14 protein-coding genes, 1 tRNA gene and 1 pseudogene are annotated in these 19,251 nt (G+C 60.4%); 6 read left to right on the forward strand and 10 right to left on the reverse strand.

Going from position 1 to position 19,251, the window contains the following annotated elements:
- Positions 1-71: 71 nt before the first annotated feature.
- The 5 genes and pseudogenes from ACNKFW_RS05530 to ACNKFW_RS05550 all read left to right on the forward strand — a co-directional run bounded on the left by ACNKFW_RS05530 (position 72) and on the right by ACNKFW_RS05550 (position 4,402).
- The gene (locus ACNKFW_RS05530) at positions 72-545 is read left to right on the forward strand and encodes a phasin (protein ID WP_024844658.1); all 474 of its coding nucleotides are present in this window, start codon (positions 72-74) and stop codon (positions 543-545) included.
- Between the two features lie 148 nt (positions 546-693).
- A complete protein-coding gene (phaR, locus tag ACNKFW_RS05535; RefSeq protein ID WP_024844657.1) occupies positions 694-1,281 on the forward strand; it encodes a polyhydroxyalkanoate synthesis repressor PhaR in 588 nt (195 codons plus the stop codon).
- Positions 1,282-1,331: 50 nt separating this feature from the next.
- Positions 1,332-1,421, forward strand: a tRNA-Ser gene (locus ACNKFW_RS05540).
- A gap of 349 nt (positions 1,422-1,770) precedes the next feature.
- Positions 1,771-2,607, forward strand: coding sequence for a DUF3883 domain-containing protein (locus tag ACNKFW_RS05545; RefSeq protein WP_418024066.1), 837 nt, complete (start codon positions 1,771-1,773; stop codon positions 2,605-2,607).
- Between the two features lie 1,034 nt (positions 2,608-3,641).
- A pseudogene (locus tag ACNKFW_RS05550) lies at positions 3,642-4,402 on the forward strand (IS5 family transposase).
- A gap of 167 nt (positions 4,403-4,569) precedes the next feature.
- On the opposite strand, the gene ACNKFW_RS05555 reads toward ACNKFW_RS05550, so the two are convergent.
- The 6 genes from ACNKFW_RS05555 to istA form a co-directional block, all read right to left on the reverse strand.
- Positions 4,570-5,357, reverse strand: a protein-coding gene (locus tag ACNKFW_RS05555) for an IS5-like element ISPme2 family transposase (RefSeq protein WP_088238952.1) whose coding sequence is annotated in 2 segments (ribosomal slippage) — positions 4,570-5,021 and positions 5,021-5,357 — 789 coding nt in all. Because the reading frame shifts where the segments join, the coding sequence is not laid out codon by codon here.
- A gap of 50 nt (positions 5,358-5,407) precedes the next feature.
- The gene (locus tag ACNKFW_RS05560) at positions 5,408-6,547 is read right to left on the reverse strand and encodes an ankyrin repeat domain-containing protein (protein WP_418024067.1); all 1,140 of its coding nucleotides are present in this window, start codon (positions 6,545-6,547) and stop codon (positions 5,408-5,410) included.
- A gap of 79 nt (positions 6,548-6,626) precedes the next feature.
- Complete coding sequence (locus ACNKFW_RS05565; RefSeq protein WP_418024068.1) at positions 6,627-7,010, reverse strand: hypothetical protein; 384 nt, start codon at positions 7,008-7,010, stop codon at positions 6,627-6,629.
- A complete protein-coding gene (locus ACNKFW_RS05570) occupies positions 7,007-8,074 on the reverse strand; it encodes a recombinase family protein (protein ID WP_418024069.1) in 1,068 nt (355 codons plus the stop codon). The genes ACNKFW_RS05565 and ACNKFW_RS05570 overlap by 4 nt, the downstream gene beginning before the upstream one ends.
- A 127-nt stretch (positions 8,075-8,201) precedes the next feature.
- A complete protein-coding gene (gene istB, locus ACNKFW_RS05575) occupies positions 8,202-8,930 on the reverse strand; it encodes an IS21-like element helper ATPase IstB (protein ID WP_418024070.1) in 729 nt (242 codons plus the stop codon).
- Positions 8,930-10,429 (reverse strand): IS21 family transposase, encoded by a 1,500-nt coding sequence (gene istA / locus ACNKFW_RS05580; protein ID WP_418024071.1) that lies wholly within the window; start codon positions 10,427-10,429, stop codon positions 8,930-8,932. Before istA ends, istB begins: the two co-directional genes overlap by 1 nt.
- A 148-nt stretch (positions 10,430-10,577) precedes the next feature.
- Between istA and ACNKFW_RS05585 the strand changes: the two genes are divergently transcribed.
- Positions 10,578-10,928, forward strand: coding sequence for a 3TM-type holin (locus ACNKFW_RS05585; protein ID WP_418024072.1), 351 nt, complete (start codon positions 10,578-10,580; stop codon positions 10,926-10,928).
- A gap of 35 nt (positions 10,929-10,963) precedes the next feature.
- On the opposite strand, the gene ACNKFW_RS05590 is transcribed toward ACNKFW_RS05585, so the two are convergent.
- From ACNKFW_RS05590 to ACNKFW_RS05605, 4 genes are all read right to left on the reverse strand, one after another.
- Positions 10,964-13,597 carry a helicase-related protein gene (locus ACNKFW_RS05590; protein ID WP_418024073.1) on the reverse strand — a complete coding sequence of 878 codons (2,634 nt, stop codon included), beginning with the start codon at positions 13,595-13,597 and terminating at the stop codon, positions 10,964-10,966.
- The gene (locus tag ACNKFW_RS05595) at positions 13,587-15,653 is read right to left on the reverse strand and encodes a hypothetical protein (RefSeq protein ID WP_418024074.1); all 2,067 of its coding nucleotides are present in this window, start codon (positions 15,651-15,653) and stop codon (positions 13,587-13,589) included. The genes ACNKFW_RS05590 and ACNKFW_RS05595 overlap by 11 nt, the downstream gene beginning before the upstream one ends.
- Entirely contained in the window at positions 15,653-16,966 is a 1,314-nt protein-coding gene (locus ACNKFW_RS05600) for a hypothetical protein (protein ID WP_418024075.1), read from the reverse strand. Before ACNKFW_RS05600 ends, ACNKFW_RS05595 begins: the two co-directional genes overlap by 1 nt.
- A gap of 131 nt (positions 16,967-17,097) precedes the next feature.
- Positions 17,098-19,200 carry an AAA family ATPase gene (locus ACNKFW_RS05605; protein ID WP_418024076.1) on the reverse strand — a complete coding sequence of 701 codons (2,103 nt, stop codon included), beginning with the start codon at positions 19,198-19,200 and terminating at the stop codon, positions 17,098-17,100.
- Between the last annotated feature and the right edge of the window lie 51 nt (positions 19,201-19,251).

Here is a 19,251-nt window from a genome sequence, read left to right on the forward strand (position 1 = left end):
TGCAGAAAGTATATGTTGGACAGAACAGTTCAACCGGTGCCGAAGCTTCGCGCCGACCTAGGAGAGAGCAAATGGCCAAGACCCCTGACTTTACCAAGACCATGCAAGAAGTTATGGCGAAATTCCCGGTCGACACCTCGTCGTTCCAGGACGCCTTCAAGTCGCAGACCGCGCTGGGCGAAAAGATGGCCCGCGTCGCGCTGGCCGCTGCCGAGCGTTCGACCGAGATCTCGGCCCAATGGGCCAAGGACACCATCGCGCGCATGGGCGAGCTGACCTCGTCCAAGGAAGAGCCGGCCGAATACGCCAAGGCGCTGAGCGATTTCGCCACCGCCGCCGCCGAAATGGCTGCCGAGCACATGGCCGCCTTTGCCGAAGTGGCGAAGAAGGTCCAGATGGACACCGTCGACCTGATGCTGACCGCCGGCAAGGATCTGGCTGCCGACGCGCAGAAGGCCGCCGAAAAGGCCAGCCGCGACACCCAGGCCGCGGTCAAGAAAGCCGCTGCCGCCGCGACTTCGGCCAGCACCGTGACCAAGGCCTGATTGCGGTCCTTGACGGTTTCGGGACAGGGGGCAGTTCGCTGCCCCCTTTTCTTATGCCTCGCCCCTGCTTCCGGCGCAGGATGGCGATTTTCTTTGCATTTTTCCGGGTCATTTCCCATCATGCTGCAAATGCACTGCCGGAGGAGCCATGGCTGAGCCCGAGAACACGACCCCGCTTCTGATCAAGCGCTATGCGAGCCGCCGCCTCTACAATACCGAGACCAGCGATTACGTGACGCTTGAGGATATCGCGGGCTTCATCCGTGCCGGGCGGCAGGTCCGCATCGTCGATCTCAAGACCGGCGACGACCTGACCCGGCAATATCTGTTGCAGATCATCGCCGAGCATGAGGGCCGGGGCGAGAACGTGCTACCCATCGAGGTTCTGATCGACCTGGTGCGCAGTTACACGACCCAGGCGCAATCGGTGGTACCGCAATTCCTGGCCGCCAGCTTCGAGATGCTGCGCGAGGGTCAGTCGAAGATGATGGAGAATCTGTCGACCTTTCCCAACCCGATGTCCTCGATGCCGGGTTTCGAGGCGCTCCAGCGCCAGCAGCAGCTGTTTTTGAAGGCGATGGCGGCGGGCTGGGGCGCCGGCAGCAGCGGCCCCGAGATGGAGGAGACCGAGACGGACGAGACCCGCCGTGGCGGCCAGAAGGGCTCCGCACCCGAGGACATGGCCGAGATCCGCCGCCAGCTTGCCGAGTTGCAGAAGCGGATTTCGAAGCTTTGAGAGAACTGCGTCTTGCGCCCCGCGGTCCGTCGCGCTAGAGGAACCGCCACGGACGGTTGGCCGAGTGGTCGAAGGCGCACGCCTGGAAAGTGTGTAGGCGGGGAACCGTCTCGAGGGTTCGAATCCCTCACCGTCCGCCACTTGCACATTGCAAACCCGAAAACAGGTCCCTCGCGGGGCCTTTTTCTTTATGTGCCAAAGGGGTTTGCAGGAGCCATCCGCCCTTCGGAGACTGGCCAGTCGCGCGAGATCGGTCTCCGAACGCCCACCGTCTCTTTCCACCCGCCCTGCGCTCTCGGCGAGACGGGTTCAAAACCCCAATACATTTCAATGAACTGACCGGATCGCGCTGCGCCCCTGTTTCGCTGGTTCGGGCTTGTCTCGAAGCAGGCGGAGACACGACACGGGCGGCGTGGTCGTAGGTATGTCTTGGGAGTTTTGCGCGAAGTCTCTGATGACAAGAGCAGTTTCCGCCCCTAGCCTGGCGCGATGTCGAACGGGGCCTGGACAGATCAAGAGAACGACCTGATCGTTGCGGATTACTTCGCGATGCTGGCCGACGACGTCTCTGGCCGCCCTTACAACAAGGCCGAGCATCGGCGCGGGCTTATGCCGCTGTTGAATGATCGGTCCGAGGGATCGGTCGAGTTCAAGCACCAGAACATCAGCGCCGTGCTGAAGGGGCTGGGTGAGGACTGGATCCCGGGCTACAAGCCCGCCTTCAATTTCCAGATGACGCTGGTGGATGCCGTGGCGCGCTGGCTGGCGCTGAACCCGGCATGGCTCGGCCGCCATTCGGGTATCAGAGCGACGACCGACCTCGCGGAGGCGCGGCCGATCTGGATCGGACCGCCGCCCACGCTGTCGAACCAGCCGCCGCCGCAGGAGCTGGAGCAGATGCTGCACATCGCCCGCAAATTCGATGTCGCGGCGAGAGACGAACGAAACCGCGCCCTCGGCCGTGCCGGTGAGGAACGCGTGCTGGCGCACGAACGGGCCGCCCTGAAATCAGCGGGCCGCGACGATCTTGCGCGCAAGGTCCGGTGGGTGTCGGAGGAGGACGGCGATGGTGCCGGCTACGATATCGCCAGCTTCGCGCCGGATGGCCGTCCGCGCCTGATCGAGGTGAAGACGACGAATGGCTGGGAACGCACCCCTTTCTACATCAGCCGCAACGAGCTGGCCGTGGCCGAGGAGCGGCGTTCGGAATGGTCCCTGTTCCGGCTCTGGAACTTCGCGCGCGAGCCGAAGGCGTTCGAATTGCATCCGCCGCTGGACGCGCATGTCTCATTGACCGCAACGACGTTTCAGGCGAGTTTTTGTTGAGATACCTACTTACAACCACTGCTACAGAAACCGCATTCATGGCACACGAGTTTTCCGCATCTATGACAAGTATCATTTTTCCCCAATATAAGAGGAAATGTGTCGCACGGAATGCCGGCTTCCGATCGCCCGCCACAATAGGCATAAACTGTGATCTGCCTTCCGCCTTTGAGGCGTCCGAGTAGGACATGTGGATTTTGCGCATGAAACGCCTCGAAATCGAAACCAGATGCTGAAATTGCCTCCGCGGCACGTTCGAGCAAGTCGAACATGTTGCGTACTGAATGTAGTGGGTCGGGGAGACCACCAGTCTTGCTTTCAGGAAAAAGAGGGCATTTCTTTGCGCCAACACCGTCCCCGTAGCGCCTGCCGAGCTCCTCCATTTGGAAAAGCTTTCGAAAAAATCTTACAAACCTGAGTGGCGACCCGCCTGACAAGGCCTCGGAGATAAACCCCGAAACTGCGAATAATACGATTGTTCTCTTCGAGTATGTCGACTCGAGAACTGCCTGCGAAAATGAATCAATAATCCGCCTCTGTCGAGCACTCAGCCGCGTATACGCTCCGATCTCGTGAACATTTCCAGCGGCGAGAGCCGCAGCAAGGATCGATTCCGGCCGCTCCGCAAGCAACAAGTATGCGTTGAACAGTTCTTCGTAATTTAGCTGCCCAAAGGGATACTCGAATGACCAAGTTGGGAGATGCTGATCATCAAAGCGAACTTGTATTGTCTCCAAGCCGGGAAAAGCACGTTGAACCGCCGCTCTCGACAATTCTAGATCGTGCTGTGAAACCTCTCCGAGATAAGTTTGTTCAATCCCACCAAAAGTACTGCGCGCAGTCGTAAAAGCTGAGATCACAACATCCTGGCTTCCTGACCTCTTGAACTTGGGAACAAAGTTCTGTCGAGTATTTTGTCGATAGATGGTCGCATTCTTGACATCTAGGGCGTGTTGACAAAAGGGATTCACCGGGCGCGGTGATCGTGATTCAAGCTGGTATCTGCAATGGAGACCAGCGTGGCACGAAACCTGATGTCGAACGACGAGTGGGCGTTCTTTGAACGCTTCATCCTGGCTGTCCGTTCTCCGAACGGCCGCAAGCCCACGAACCATCGGCTTGTTCTGGATGGGATTTTCTGGATCGCCCGAACGGGGTCGCCCTGGCGCGACCTGCCGGAAGAGTTCGGCAAATGGTCGTCTGTCTATCGGCAGTTCCGGCGCTGGACGTTGGCGGGGCTGTGGGAACAGATCCTGGAGGCGCTGAACGAGAGCCGGATCGTGCCGGATGCGCTGCAGATGATCGACAGCACCGTGGTTCGCGCTCATCATCAGGCAGCGGGCGCAAAAGGGGGACTCCGCGCCAAGGTTTCGGCCGCTCGCGAGGTGGCTTCACGACCAAGATCCATCTGCGGGTCAATGCGGCAGGCCTGCCCATGAGAACCGAGATCACGGCCGGGCAGACATCGGACTACCTCGGCTTCGATCTGGTCATGGCTGACAACCTGCCCGAGCCAAGCGTTCTGCTCGCAGACCGCGGCTACGACTCCGACAACATCCGCAAGACCATGGAGGTGCGCGACGTGGTGCCGGTCATCCCCATGCGCAAAACCCGGAAGCTACGGGTCGCCGTTGACCGCAGGCTCTACCGCCTGCGCAATCTCGTTGAGCGGTGCTTCAACAAGCTCAACAATGCCCGTCGCGTCGCCACCCGCTACGACAAGACCGCCGAAAGCTTCCTGGGCTTCATCGACATCACGTCGATCCGCCTCTGGCTCCGCCATTTGTCAACATGACCTAGAGGTCTGCTCGCCCAGATATCGAAATCTCGCCATCGGTTATCCTTTCCCCCGGTTTGAAGTATGGAGCAGTCTTCGACCGTCTCGTTTGACAGAGACGAGTAGATCGACATGGCCGTCTTCTCTGCAAGTCTTGCGTAGATAAGCCTTGTGTACCGCTTAGGTCATGTTGACAAATGGCGGAGCCAGAGGCGGATCGACGTGATGTCGATGAAGCCCAGGAAGCTTTCGGCGGTCTTGTCGTAGCGGGTGGCGACGCGACGGGCATTCTTGAGCTTGTTGAAGCACCGCTCAACGAGATTGCGCAGGCGGTAGAGCCTGCGGTCAACGGCGACCCGTAGCTTCCGGGTTTTGCGCATGGGGATGACCGGCACCACGTCGCGCACCTCCATGGTCTTGCGGATGTTGTCGGAGTCGTAGCCGCGGTCTGCGAGCAGAACGCTTGGCTCGGGCAGGTTGTCAGCCATGACCAGATCGAAGCCGAGGTAGTCCGATGTCTGCCCGGCCGTGATCTCGGTTCTCATGGGCAGGCCTGCCGCATTGACCCGCAGATGGATCTTGGTCGTGAAGCCACCTCGCGAGCGGCCGAAACCTTGGCGCGGAGTCCCCCTTTTGCGCCCGCTGCCTGATGATGAGCGCGAACCACGGTGCTGTCGATCATCTGCAGCGCATCCGGCACGATCCGGCTCTCGTTCAGCGCCTCCAGGATCTGTTCCCACAGCCCCGCCAACGTCCAGCGCCGGAACTGCCGATAGACAGACGACCATTTGCCGAACTCTTCCGGCAGGTCGCGCCAGGGCGACCCCGTTCGGGCGATCCAGAAAATCCCATCCAGAACAAGCCGATGGTTCGTGGGCTTGCGGCCGTTCGGAGAACGGACAGCCAGGATGAAGCGTTCAAAGAACGCCCACTCGTCGTTCGACATCAGGTTTCGTGCCACGCTGGTCTCCATTGCAGATACCAGCTTGAATCACGATCACCGCGCCCGGTGAATCCCTTTTGTCAACACGCCCTAGCCGAATCCTTCATTCTCATGCTGCTGCGCGAAATAATATGCTCGTCGCCATCACTTGCACTTTGACCCGTCCATGAAAGTATTAGCGCCTCGTCAGGCTTCTCAATATAGACGCCGATATTGTCTCGATAGCTTATGGAAAGAACTCGATGGGAAATATGAGCGCTTGCGCCGTACCGCCAGAATTTTTCAATTTTGGACTCGATTTCATCGGGTTCCGCATTGTGGTCTGAATAGATTCTGAACGAATGCTTTTCTTGATAGCCCCAATGCGGGTGGCCACCGATGGCTCGAAAGTATGGCGGCCCTTCTTTTAGGCGATCTTTCATAAACCGTCGGATCTGGTTTTCTAATTCATTTGCGGCTTGAGCATCTTCTACCTCTTCAAGCGAGAGTAGGTTTGGTAAGTCATGTTCTCTTATGGCTATAAGACCTGGCTCGTCTATCCTTGCACCAATTATTCGCTTGTGCTCGCCTGCCTTCAGCGCAGTGATCCATGCCTCTTTTGTGACTATGGGGCTCCTATCCTTGTCAAAGACTAAGGAGAGGTTTACGAAGCTCGGTTCACCTCCCATGATTAAGTCACTCCCTTCATCGGCGGAGTAGCGGAGTATCTCTTTTACTACGTCGGCGAGTGGTTTTCGTTGCGCATCCGGGTCATTCGCCAATCGCCAGTACGGCACTGTGCCCCGGAGGACCTCGCATTCTTGAGCGTAGCTGAACGCTGTTCGATTATGCTTGTCACGAAAATTGATGTCAGCGCCAGCATTGAGCAGAACCTCGATATTCTCTGGTTTCTTTGATCGTGTGGCCCACAGTAGCGCCGTCCATCCGATATCATCGTGTGCATTTACATCGGCATCGGCGTTTAACAATGTGCGGATGTGGCTGGGGGATCCGTTCCGTGCCGCCATCATCAAAGGTGTTCTGTCACGCTCCCCGCGAGCATGGACATCAATAGATGAAATAATTGATGAAATTTTGGCGTCGGCGGTCTTCGACCACCAAGAAAAATTGTACAAATTTTCTGAATTGATAAGTTCTGGTTGCTTGCTTTCTTCAGTATCCGCGCCGTTTCCGACCAAGGGGGCTGCGCGTTTTTCTCCGCCACCATTTTTCTTCGCCATGGATGGGACGGCCCTCGTAAGAAACTGAACTCACTTCACTTATAGTGAATGCGCGTCGCAATGGCAATCTTGCCGTGAGCTACCCGAACACCCGCTCAGCCTGCTCCTGCCATGTCTCCCCGGCCAGAAAACACAGGTCATAGAGACTGACCGCCGACGCTTCGCGGCCGCAGGTCAGGCGTTTGAGCACCTCCGGCGCCAGATAGGCGAGGCGCAGTTGGCGACTAACATGGCGTTCGGCCAAGCCGACGGCCTCGGCCAGTTCCTGGATCGTGGCGAACTCGCCTGCCTCCATGCGCCGCCGCCAGCCCCAAGCCCGGCCGATGGCGCGCAGGATGTGCGGGTCCTGCGCCTGATCCTCGCTCGGGCTGTAATCGGCGGGCGGCATGATCTTGGGCCGCCCGTTCTTCTTGCGCAGCTTCAGGGGGATCAGCACGCGGATCGTGTCGTTGCTCCGGGTCATTCTGCGGCCTCCATGTTGCGCGGCGCGATCATTTCGCGGATAACGCCCGCGACGCTTTCGCGCCGGATGTCGACTTCGAGCCCGGCGGCGGTGACCGTGACGCGCCGGACCAGAAGCTGGATGATCCGCGCCTGCTCGAGCGGAAACAGCTGGGCCCAGAGCGTGTTGAAATCATGCAGCGCCGCGATGGCCTCGGCCTCGGAGACCTGATCGCGCTTCAGCGCCGCCAGCACCTGCGTGACCACCTCGGGCGTCTGCAGGATGCGCCGGACCTCTGTGACGATGGCGTCCTCGACCATGCCCGCAGGCAGGCGGACCGGTGCTTGATCGCCACCGCAGTCATCCTCCGTGGTGCGGTTCTTGATCACGTCCATCGACACGTAATAGCGGTAGAGCTTGCCGCGTTTCTTGGTCGCGGTCGGGGTCATGGCCGCGCCTGTGTCGGTGAAGATCAGGCCCTTCAGCGGCGCGGGCGTCTGCATGCGGCTGTTGCTGGACCGGGCGTGGCGGTTGCCCTGCAGGATAGCGTCGACCTGATCCCAGACCTTGTCGGTGACGATGGCGTCGTGCTCGCCCGGATAGGCCTTGCCCTTGTGGACGGCCTCGCCGCGATAGACGCGATTGCGGAGCACCCGATAAAGGTAGCCCTTGTCGATCAGCGTGCCCTGCTTGCTGTGAAACCCTTCGCGCCGCAGCTCCTTCGCCAACATCGTGGCCGAGCCGAGTTCGGCGAACCGCTCGTAAATCCGGCGCACCGAGGCGGCCTCGACCTCATTGATCACCAGCTTGCGGTCCTGCACATCGTAGCCGAGCGGCACATAGCCCCCCATCCAGATCCCGCGCTTGCGCGAGGCGGCCACCTTGTCCCGAATGCGTTCGCCAATGACCTCGCGCTCGAACTGGGCGAAGCTGAGCAGGATGTTCAGCGTCAGCCGCCCCATCGAGGTGGTCGTGTTGAAGGACTGCGTGACCGAGACGAAGGTCACGCCGTTGCGGTCGAAGACCTCGACCAGTTTCGAGAAATCCATCAGGGCGCGGCTGAGCCGGTCGATCTTGTATGTCAATCGGCGTTGAATGGTGCCCCCTTATCGGCGTCCAAAAGGGACCCCTCTGGCGATGTGGTGAGCAGGCCCGTGGCGGCGTAGCTTTTCAGCTGGCGCAGCCGACGCGGGCCTGCGTTTTGGAGGGCGGTCAGGCTCTTGTTTTGATGCGCCAGCTGTCGTTGCCGGTTTCGACGATGTCGCAGTGGTGGGTGAGACGATCGAGCAGCGCGGTGGTCATCTTCGCGTCTCCGAAGACGGTCGGCCACTCTCCGAATGCGAGGTTGGTGGTGACGATGACGGAAGTCTGCTCGTAGAGCTTGCTGATCAGATGGAACAACAACTGGCCGCCGGACTGCGCGAATGGCAGATATCCGAGTTCATCGAGGATGACGAAGTCGAGTCGCATGAGATGTTCGGCCAGGCGGCCCGCCCGCCCTGCACGGACCTCGGCCTCCAGCCTGTTCACGAGATCCACAACATTGAAGAAGCGGCCCCGGGCGCCGTTGCGGATGACGGCTCGCGCGATCGCCACGGAGATATGGGTCTTGCCGGTCCCGGTGCCACCAACCAGCACGACATTGCGCTGCTGGCTGAGGAATTCCCCGCTGGTCAGATCGCGCACCAGCGTCTCGTTGATCGGCGTATCATCGAAGGTGAACTCCTCGATCTCCCGGGCATAGGGCAGCTTGGCGGTGGTGATCTGGTATTTGACCGACCGCGCCTTCTTCTCGTTGATCTCGGCGGCCAAAAGATCACCAACGATCTGGCGGGGTTCATGCTGACGGCGCACAGCCACCGCCATGAGTTCGTCGTAGGCGGCGCGCATGCCGTAGAGCTTCAGTTCGCCCATCGCTGCCATGATCTCTGCACGATCCATCAGCCGGCCCTCCGCAGCAGGTCATAGCGGGCACAGTCTGCCTTCGGTTCATGGGTCAGGCGCAGGGCCGGAGAGGTGAGCAGCAAGGGTGGCGGCTCCGGGTCGCGCCTGCGGGACAGGATGTTGAGGATCACATCGGCGGAGTGGACGCCCTGCGAGAGCGCTTCGGCACAGGCCTTCTGCACGGCGGGAACCCCCTCCGTCAGCACGGCGCCGAGGATCTTCACCATCTGGCGGTCACCGTCCGAGGAGCCCTGCAGCTTGCGACGGATCTGCTCGAGGGCGCCGGGCAGAACCCAGTCCTTGAACGGTGCGCCATTGCGCAGCGCCCCGGGTTTGCGAAGCAGGACAGGCACATAGTGCCAGGGATTGTAGATTGTCCGGTCCCGCCCGAAGTGACGGGGATGGTCCCCGACCAGCCGCCCTTCCTGCCGGATCTCGATCCGTTCCGCATAGGCCCTGATCTCGACCGGCCGCCCGACAGCCGTTGCCGCGACAGAGTATTTGTTGTTGTCGAACCGCACGAGGCAGGTCTTCGATACCGCCGCAGGCAGCGAGTGGAAGCCGTCGAAGCGCCCGGCATAAGGGACGAGGTGCGGGCGTTCTTCCTGAAAGACTTCCCAGATGGTCTTGTCCGTCAACTCCGGATGCTTGCTGCTCCTGGCCGAGGCGATGCACTTGTCCAGCAGCCAGGCATTCAGTTCCTCGTAGCTCTTGACCCTGACCCGGGGTGAGAAGAACCGTTGGCGAACCGTGCCGACCTGGCTCTCCACCTGACCCTTCTCCCAGCCCGAGGCCGGGGTGCAGGCGACGGGCTCGACCAGATAGTGGCTGGCCATCTGCAGGAACCGACGATTGTAGAGGCGCTCCTTGCCGACAAAGATGGTCTCCACCGCCGTCTTCATGTTGTCGTAGATCCCGCGGGTGCAGGTGCCCTTGAAGAAGGCGAAAGCCCGATCATGGGCATCGAACACCATCTCCTGCGTCTCGCGCGGATAGGCCCGCACGAAGAACATCCGGCTGTGGCACAGGCGAACATGGGCCACCTTGATCGTGGTGGTCGCCCCATCGATCAGGACAACCTCGTGGCTCCAGTCGAACTGATAGGCTTCGCCGGGGGCAAAACTCAGCGGCACGAAGGCGGACGAGGCACCGGAGCTTTGAGTGCGCGCCCAGACCGAGGCGTAGCGGCGGACCGCATCATACCCGCCTTCATAGCCAAGGCCGCGCAGTTCCTCGTAGATCTGGATCAGCGTCAGGCGTTCCCGGCGCCCACGAGCCGCGTTGATCGCCAACAGCCGGCTCAGTTCCTCAAGCCAGGCGCCCAGCTTCGGGCGTGGCTGAACCGTCCGGGTGTAGGTGAACTCCGTTATCCCGGTGCGGATCACCTTGCGCACCACCTTCTTCGACAGCTTCAGGTCGCGGCAGATCGTCTTGATCCCCTTGCCCTCGGTAAAATGCAGCCGCCTGATTTTTGCGATTGTCTCCACGATCAGCATCCCGCGCTCGGCCTCCGATAATCTTCGGAAGCACAATGGACCAACCCCCGGTCGGTGGGGTCCCTTTTGGACGCCGATCACCCCAGAAGCGGGGTCCTTATTCCACGCCGGTCAACAGGCCTTTGGTGCGAAGCCCACACCGGAAGCGGTGAAAGCTGCGATCGAGGCTGATCCCAAAGCCGCCACCAGGGTGCAGGCGATCGAGCGCGAACGAAGCGCCGAGTGGGTTGCCTATCTCACGATGGCGACCGCGCAGCGCGACCACATGCTGGACCGCGAGGATCAGCGTGGCAGCGTCTTCTCCTGGGGATGGCGCCCGGCCATGTCGTGGATGTTGCTGTTCCTCTGGTCGTGGAACGGCGTGATCTTACCGGTTGCGAACGCAACTACCGGCACATCCATCGTACCGATCCCATGGGAACACCTCCTTGGCTTTGCCGGCCTGTGGCTCGCGATCTATGGCGGTGGTCACACCATTAAGTCGGTGTTGGGGCGGTAATAGCGTACGTGGGTGCTGATGAAAAAAGGCACCCCTTAGCTCTCTGCTGGCGGCTTTGGCCAGAAGTCCGGGCTTTTTTCTTCGAGCGATTGAAGGAGCCTACTCTCCTCGTCACTAAGATTCTCACGATCGTCACCGGAGGCAATGAACCCGTGAAGCTGCGATCGTTGTTCGTCCCAGCGCCGTGACAGCACTGACCAATGATGCTCGTCATACGTGCCCCGAAAGATCACGGGTCGAATTTCGATCCGCGGCAGCTCCTGGCTACCGGCATCTACCGCCTCCTGCAGGAGCCGCGACCAATAGCTGTTCTTGCGGTCGACGCGCCCGATCTGCTGCTCCACGACACCCGGATTCCATTCGAGATGGAGTAGAATGACGATCCGGCAGCTTTCGTGCAGGTTGAGCCCTTCGCGTCCGACCATGGATTGAGCGATGAGCACGTGCGGTTCACTTTCCGAACGATTGAATGCAAGCTGAACCAGACGTCGCGTGGAAGGGAGTGTCTGGCCGTACAGCATCCGGGCGAATGAGGCTCGAGGCGCACCGTACTCCTCTATCAGCCCCTCACGAAGCTTTGCCCACAATGCCCTCGCAGATATGCCGTCAAGTTCGTCGTCCTGGGCATTTCCTTCGCCGCGTTCGCGCAGGGCATCGGTTACCTGGATGAGCGCTTTTGCTACCGCTTCGCGTGAGATCCTGGCTCCCGAAGTCTCCTCGCGTAAGAAGGGCTCGGCTGCCCGGGCAAGTGGCGGTACGATCGCAGACGGGTTCTTGTCACTGGCCATGGCCTGCAACAGTATGGTCTGGTCGGCCGCCCCGCTTTCAATCAGAGCCAGGATGTGGTTGCGCAGTGTCTGGCGTTGCGTTTCAAAGGCTTTGTAGGCATCGGCTAGGATATCATCGACGCGCTTACGGTCGTAGTCGAGTTCAAGCTGCTTGGCCGCTGCGCGCAGTACACCTTGATCGTCGTCGGACGTCTTTTCCTGTGGCCATGGCGTTCCGTCCCGCACTGCCCGCAACAAGGCCCGCGCATTGAGAAGATCGGTCAGCACGCGCATGGGCCGCGTGAAGCGGCCGAACACAAGTACCTTCTCGCCGGTGCGTGTGTAGTTTTCAATCTCGTCAACGACCGCCGACAGGACCGGATGTTCATAAAGGCTTTCGGTACCATCAGCGAATGACGCAGCCAGCGCGTTTTTCCACCAATCCGCGCGTTGCTTTCGCTTGTGCACGCCATATTGCTCGGCCGTGAGCTCGGCGCTTGCTTCGACACCGTCTTCGGCACCATCTTCTGCTGCCTGCTGGCGATCGGCTTCATCATCTTCAAGGCTACTGTTTCCAGCCCGCCTGTTCGCCAGCTTGTCGATGATCCCGGCCACTCCATGCCCATTACTGATCGTTAGCCGTGCACGCGCCGCGGTTGTGTCAGCCGCCGCCTGGCCGATGACTGACAGCGCCTCGGCGGCAAAGACGATCCGGCGCCAACCTGGCGACAAATCGCCGGCGTGAACTTCGATAGGGTGCTCCCGTCGGTAGCTCATTCCGTTGGGCGCATGCCTGTCGAACAGCATGATCGTTTCATCACGCCGCTTGTCCCGGCGTACGACCCAAGCCGCGAGAGCATCCTGAAATTTTGCCGCTGCCGCCTTGTAACGATGATGCGCCGCTTCGTCCGTACGCCACCGCCTGCGCACCGCTTCAGCAGCTTCGCGAAATTCTAACACCGCGGATTCGATCGACATCCATGTACGGTCGGGCATGGAAACGCGCTTTAAAGTGCTTTTCCACTGCCACACGTCAAGTTCGACCGGGGTCGCAGTTAGGCCCAGGCGGCGGCACGCCTTGCCACGCGGGAGGATGACGCGATCGAGAAGCGCCGAGAGCTTTCCCCATTCGCCACGAGATTTATGGGCCTCATCGATGATGACAAGATCGAACGGGCCAAGTGCAAGCCCGAGAGTACGCTCCAGCAACTTGAGCTCGGGGGAGTGATTCTCGAAGCGATACGACCGAGAATCATCGAGCTCAGAACGGTTATCGAGATCCCGGAACTCCTCGACGATCGCTTCAACTGCAGTCTTCGTAAGATGGCATTCCTCAGTTCGCTTCGAAATCTCGTTGGCCGCTAGTTCGACGCCCGGCATCCGCCACTGTGCGAGGCGGCACCCGTTTCTGATCTTCCTGTCTACATTTCGGACGATCAGTTTAAGGAGATCGGCACGCCACCTCTTTCCGGATGTTTGTGCCCGCAGGTCACCAAAACGGTGGGAAAGGATGACCAGAGCATCATCCATTCTTGCCGCGCCATCGGTTTCATATTCACGCATCAAGCCGTCGAAGCTGCGCAAAATGTCTTTGGAACTCTCGCCTGCCTTGATGATCTCATCGCGCCATTGCGGGGCGACGACCGGCGGAATGACGAAGGCAACCCTGCCGCCGCTTCGCTTGACCGCTAGGGCCAGAGCGACCGCGATCCGCGTCTTGCCCATGCCGACCTCATCGGCGAGCACGGCGCCGTGATTTCTCAAGGATGCCGCCAAGGTTTTCAAGGCGTCGATCTGACTCGCATCGAGATAGCCTTGCGGTAATAATGGCGATTCCTGTGGTCCGCTGATGTTAGCGGCAACAGCTCCCCATCCTGCAAACTTGCCCATCTTAGCCGACATCAGAGACCCTGCTTCCAAGCCCATCGAATTTGGTCACGTCCCAGTTGGCCTCAGCGGCACTCAAGGCTTCGTCAAGGGCCAAGAACTCCGTGCTGCCCCGCTTGACGTAGTCCGGGAGGAATGGCGGTTCCCGCAGGCAGGAAAGCGGGTTGATCTTTAGCGGAAGCAGGGCCTCGACCAATGCGCCTCTCGTCGGCCCTTTGTCGTGGTGTGCCCTCTGGCCAAACTTCCCATGTTTCGGCAGGGTGCCTAATTGCGTCAGCACACATTGCAGCCGCTGTGTCCAACTTGTCCAATCCGCCTTGGGCACCATCGTCTGGCGTTCGGCAATGGCCTCGATCAGTTGCATGGTTCGCCGAATGGCATAACGCGCGTCCGGTGCCGGTCGCCCAGCTGCGGCCGGTGGATTTCTGGTGTCCGGCGGCGCAGGCGGATCCTCGTCTTCTCCGGTATCCCCTCCATCTGGCACTGTTGGAAAGCTATCTAGAAGCTCGATGGCCTGCTCCAGATCAATCGGCTCCAACGGCCGCGCAGCAAGCCGTCCGTAGCGATCCAATACGGGAACCAGGACAGTCGACGCACCGTCGTTCTGGTCGAGGCGACCCACGCCTACATGCGCCGGCTGCTCGCCATCCCACAGGAACTGTCCGGACTCGTTCGGTGTAAGCGCTTGATTGCTCGGCCCCAGTATGACTATTCCCGTGGCATCCTCGCCTTGGGGCACTGTGAGGAAATGGACCGTCTCGCCAGGTGTCCAGACAAGATGGGAAATGGGCGGCGCGATGAAGCGCGTGTCGCGCTCGGGTGGGCCGTCCCCTGCAGTTAACACTGAAAGGTCGGTGATGTGAGCGTCCCAGTCAACGGGTAGAACGTGCCCGACAGGAGTGAGTCGGGACTTGGTCCCGGCGGATTCCCAGCTCAAACCGTCCGCCGCCATTATGACACCGGCCTCCAGATTGCCGCCACGGCTTGGTGCAGCGAGAAAACCGGCACGCGTGAGATTGCCTGAGCCCAGATAGACCCAGGCGGAGGCACACCCCTTGCCATCTGCTTGCCGGTTTGCCGAGAACAGGAATTTGGCGTGCAGGCGCCTCATGTCTCCCTCGACCTTCAATGGATGAAGGAGCGACCATCCGGCTTGACGCATGCTGTCGAAAACATGCTCATCTGCCAGTGCTGCGCATTTATCGCTTTCAACGACTAGCGTGATCTTTGCGGATCGGGTCAGGAGAGAGGCTTCTATCAGCGTATTCGCGATCGTGCTGGGAACAACTGGCAAGCCCGAGGCCTGCTCGCCTTCCCAGAATCCGGAGCCTAGAATGAGGTTATTGCGGCGCTGCGACCCAGCATGAGTTTTGATGCGACCGGCCAGTTGGGTGATCAGCGCCTGTTGCCTTGTGTCGATGAAGCGTGGCGCTGTGTTGAGCCGGGGTTTCAGCTTGTTCGTCCAGCGCTCCAATTCGGCAAATGCCGCACCTTGAGTTTTGTGGGCTTTTTCGGACTCGGCGTCCCCTTCCAAAAGCCGGCACTGGTATTGCTTCCGCAACCATCGCCAGAAATCGCGCGCTGCGGCCATGTCAGTCCGGTGTTGCTCAAGCGCGTCGTCCGTCTCCCGCGCAAGAACATCTTCCGCAGCCAGATCGAGCCGCCAGACGAGGTCGATGCTGTCCTCAGTGGTCTGCCGGGTCCAGTTGCCCGTGGTAACGAGCAAGCGCAGAGCCCACTTGCTTTCATCGGTTGGATTGCGAAAAGCCAGAAGCGCCACCTTCGCGTGCATGAGGCGATAAGGCGGTGCGTCGTTGCGGGCCGGCAGATGCAAGACGCCCGGCACTTCGCCAGGAGGGATCTGTACCTGCGAACGGTCAAGGCAGAGCCCGATGAACGTGCGGCCAAGGTCAGCGCGTGCCGATCGACCCTGGCCGGTGAAACGCTCGACGAACGCCTCCATGAAATCTGCGTCGGCAGAAAAGCCGCACATCCATCCTGCATGGCCGGTCATATCAGTCGGAGGTGCAGCATGGTCCACGAGGGAAAGGGGCAGATGTGGAGCGGCCATCAGTACTGCCCCTGCGCTTCAATGAACCTGCCGAGCCGTCCCTCAAGGTCAAGTGACAGGCGTCGCAGGTAAATTATGCGCGGAGAGATGGAAGGCGGCAGGACGTCACGCTCGGCCCGCTTGGGCGCACTGTCCTCTATGCCCTCGGCGTCCGGTTCGATATCGGATCCCGCTTGCGCAGCGTCGCTTACAGGAAGAGCGGCGTCTGTTCGCCACGCGGCAGTCGGAACGACAACGCTGCCCGTCACCCGCAACATGTGGTCTTCGCGGCTCACAAGCATCATGATTGCATGGACGTTGGATTGAAGTGCTTCGGTGCAAAACTCGCGTGCCGCTGCAGCCGCCTCATTCGGCCCGTGGCCATCAAGTGCCAGAAAGCGCTGTGCTTCCTTGCGCCACACCTCCATCGAGGTTGCTACGCCTTCTGGAAGCTTTCGTGTCAGGTCGAGACGTGAATGGGCTACAAGTTCCTGTTCGATGTTTGCCAGCACACTGATAGCGGCGTCGCGAGTTTGAAGAAGCGCTGCTCCTGCCCGCAGATCCTTCCAGTGGTTGTCCTCAATTTCAGCGGGCTGGTTCCCCCAGTCGGTGTACGGGGTCGCGCCAAAATCGTCCCCTGCATCGATTCTCCGCATCCAGGCCAAAGCGCTCCGACGACGCTCGGCCCCGGCTCCGGGAAAAGCCAGCGCCTCACGCATCACCATGCGAGCATCATCTCCCGCATCGGCCGTTGGATTGAGTTTTCCGCGAAGAGAGCCAGTAAATTTTACCGGCTCATCGAGCACCCAGTCGCGTAGGTAATCGGGAAGGTATCGCTGCCCTCGGCCTCTTTCGCCAAAGACGGCATCGATGAGCTGTTGTCCGCGAACGTTGACCGAAAAGCTGTTGAATCTTGATCCGCTCGCATCAACGAGTCCAAGCCCCGGGAGCGCTTCGACACAACCCATGCGCATGGGTTGCGTTACATAGGACGACGGCGACTTCAGCCGGCGAAAGGTCTGCTCCATCCCCCGGTCATGCAGTGACTTGAGCTTGCGTGGTCCCCGCAGTCTCCAGTCTCCACGGCTCCAGCCCCTGTCCTGATAGCCGATCCAGCAGGCCAGAGCCTCTATGGCATTGGCGACCTCTATCTTGCTTCCTGCATGAGGAGACTCTTCCGCAACCCGAATGCCTAGAAGAGCGAGCGCCGCCTGGCGTATGAACCACATCCCGCCCAGCCCGGGAACCGCAGCTTCGTTGTAGAGCATAACTGCCCTGCCAAGCCCCAGTGTGAGTCTTCTGCGCGACGGCTTGACGTTTTCAGGCGCCAGCATGCCCCAATGTATTGTCATTTAGGAATAACTCTCGGTTTGTAGTCCGCACGCGTTTGTAACTGCACCAGCAACCGCTTGATACAATTCCCTTACGGAATGGAAGTATTCTCTGGCATCTCTGTTCCGCCTACTCAAAACCCGATACGCCTTGAAGCGCTTGGCTTGGCCAGTACTTCAACCTCGAGCATGCTGGCCAGCGCAATCGGATCATTGATGCCGAGGACTTTGGCTTTGCGAGCGACGATCGCGAAATCCCCTGGTGTAAGCTGGGGGAGTCTCTGCACGAGCAAGGGCGCTTCGACACCGAACGTCCGGCGAAAGGCGCTGGACGCTTGTTCGCTCGTCATGGCACCAAAGGTTACCTTGAAGAGGAAGCGGCGCTGCGTCGCCGGATCAAGGCGCGCCGCGAGGTTTGTCGTCGCAGCGAAGGGAGCGGGGTGACGCTCCATCCAGGTCAGCATCTCATTAACTTGGCCGACCTCCCAGTTCTGATGAGCGCCAGCGCGGTCAGCCAGCAGCGAGTCTGCCTCGTCGAAGATCAGGAAGCGTCTTGTGTCGGCAGCTTCGGCGAAGGCATCGGCGATGCGCTTCTCGGTCTCGCCCACGAACATTCCAAGAAGGTCCGACCCGCGCTTCTCCAGGACTTCTAGGCCGAGGCGTGTAGCGAGGTGACGGGCGAACGCACTCTTGCCCGTGCCAGGCAAGCCGGAGAAGAGAAAGGAAAGCGCGGCCGGGCCGGTCGCTGCTACCTGCCGCTCCAGTTCAGCAAGATCGGTGTCGGCGTTGGAGAGGTTGGCATCGAACGCGATCGGACCGGCGAGCGGCTCAGGTGGTCGGTCGCGTCCTGCGACCTTTAGGAGCGACCGAGTGACAGCTATCGCAAGGTCGCAGGCCTTGTCTCCCTCGGCCACCGCCAGCGCGGCGGCGCGTATTCCCGTCTCGAGTAATGCGGGGGCGGCGGGCAGACTGGCGAGGCGGTCAATCGCGCTCTGCGCAAGCGGAACGCCTTTTTCGTTTGCGTGGCGTTCAACGATACGCTGGCGTGTTGTCCGGTCCGCCTCGCGAAACTCCACCGCATAGAGCATGCGACGCAGAACGGCGTCGCCGAGACGGTCCGGATGATTGGTGATCCAAATCATCGGCACGGGGCAGGCTTCGACAATACGGTTCATGAACACCTTTGAGCCGGAGCGATTGGAGAACTCCTCGTCATCGACTCCGGTAAAAACGTCATCTGCCTCGTCGATGATGAGGATAACGCGCCCAGCGCGCTCAGCGAGCGCGGAGGCGAAGGCGAGATGCGACAGCCGGTCGGCGCGGGAGGGCTCCGCACGCAGGCGACTGTCTTCCAGCTCCGATCTACGCTCGCCGATGAAGACGGCATCGGCACCGATTTCCGCGCCAATCAGCTTGGCGAACTCGGTCTTCCCGGTTCCCGGCGCTCCGTAAAATAGAAGGCTCGCACCGCGCTCGCCTCTCGAGAGAGCTCCGCTCAAGAGGTTCATGGCGTTGTCGCGGGCCACGCCCAGGTGATGGAAATCAACCAGTGTAAGGTTGGTCGTCGTCGCCTCGCCCAAGAGCGATCGGCGCAGAACGACCGGATCGCAGGTTCGTGTCGCAAGCAGATCGATCAGGGTGGCCGACACCGCAACGTCGCCACCGCTGCGATCCTCCAGGAGTCCGAGTTGCATCAGGGGGCTGCGGTGACTGGCGAGACGACGGCCTTCGCGCTCGGTCAATCCCGCCATGCGGGCGGCAGCCATCGCTTGAACCTCATCGTCGCACGAGCGGCCTTCCATTGCTGCTTCGTAGAACTCGCAGAACGGCCGGACGTAAGTCAGACGAACAACAGCGCCGAGAAAGGCTGTTTCGGTGCTGTTAAGTCGAAGCGTTCCAGCTGCCCAGTCGAGGCGCTTTTGGAGCGCAGAAGGCGCGGGCGCCGGTCCATCGTAGACCGGAAAGTTCCGGCCAGTGTATCGCAACGAAGTGGAGCCGGAAAAATCGCGATCTGACCGGGCGCGTTCCAAGAATGCATCGAGAGGCGCAATCCGGTAGGCGAGCATCCGGCGATTGGTCTTGTACCAGTCGATGAGGTCATCGGAGACATCACGACGCCGCTTGCCTTTCTCAGGCAGGAACGCGGCCAGCGCGTAGCCGCGCAGGAGATGCCGTTCATAAGCGCCGAACGGGACATCGAAAAGAGAAGTCGAACGGACGTGAGCGGTGCGTCGCATGGTTTGATCTCTAAGATTAAAAGATGAGGCCCAGCCGAACGTGCCGGCAAC

This window comes from Paracoccus sp. TD-10 (assembly GCF_048270675.1).
Lineage (GTDB): Bacteria > Pseudomonadota > Alphaproteobacteria > Rhodobacterales > Rhodobacteraceae > Paracoccus > Paracoccus pantotrophus.

What these genes read in the sequence shown, in the direction of transcription:
- ACNKFW_RS05600 (WP_418024075.1), bottom strand. Translation starts at nt 16,966, where the DNA reads ATGCTGGCGCCTGAAAACGTCAAGCCGTCGCGCAGAAGACTCACACTG.
- istB (WP_418024070.1), bottom strand. Translation starts at nt 8,930, where the DNA reads ATGGATCGTGCAGAGATCATGGCAGCGATGGGCGAACTGAAGCTCTAC.
- ACNKFW_RS05590 (WP_418024073.1), bottom strand. Translation starts at nt 13,597, where the DNA reads ATGTCGGCTAAGATGGGCAAGTTTGCAGGATGGGGAGCTGTTGCCGCT.
- ACNKFW_RS05565 (WP_418024068.1), bottom strand. Translation starts at nt 7,010, where the DNA reads ATGACCCGGAGCAACGACACGATCCGCGTGCTGATCCCCCTGAAGCTG.
- ACNKFW_RS05595 (WP_418024074.1), bottom strand. Translation starts at nt 15,653, where the DNA reads ATGGCCGCTCCACATCTGCCCCTTTCCCTCGTGGACCATGCTGCACCT.
- istA (WP_418024071.1), bottom strand. Translation starts at nt 10,429, where the DNA reads ATGCTGATCGTGGAGACAATCGCAAAAATCAGGCGGCTGCATTTTACC.
- ACNKFW_RS05530 (WP_024844658.1), top strand. Translation starts at nt 72, where the DNA reads ATGGCCAAGACCCCTGACTTTACCAAGACCATGCAAGAAGTTATGGCG.
- ACNKFW_RS05560 (WP_418024067.1), bottom strand. Translation starts at nt 6,547, where the DNA reads ATGGCGAAGAAAAATGGTGGCGGAGAAAAACGCGCAGCCCCCTTGGTC.
- ACNKFW_RS05605 (WP_418024076.1), bottom strand. Translation starts at nt 19,200, where the DNA reads ATGCGACGCACCGCTCACGTCCGTTCGACTTCTCTTTTCGATGTCCCG.
- phaR (WP_024844657.1), top strand. Translation starts at nt 694, where the DNA reads ATGGCTGAGCCCGAGAACACGACCCCGCTTCTGATCAAGCGCTATGCG.
- ACNKFW_RS05545 (WP_418024066.1), top strand. Translation starts at nt 1,771, where the DNA reads ATGTCGAACGGGGCCTGGACAGATCAAGAGAACGACCTGATCGTTGCG.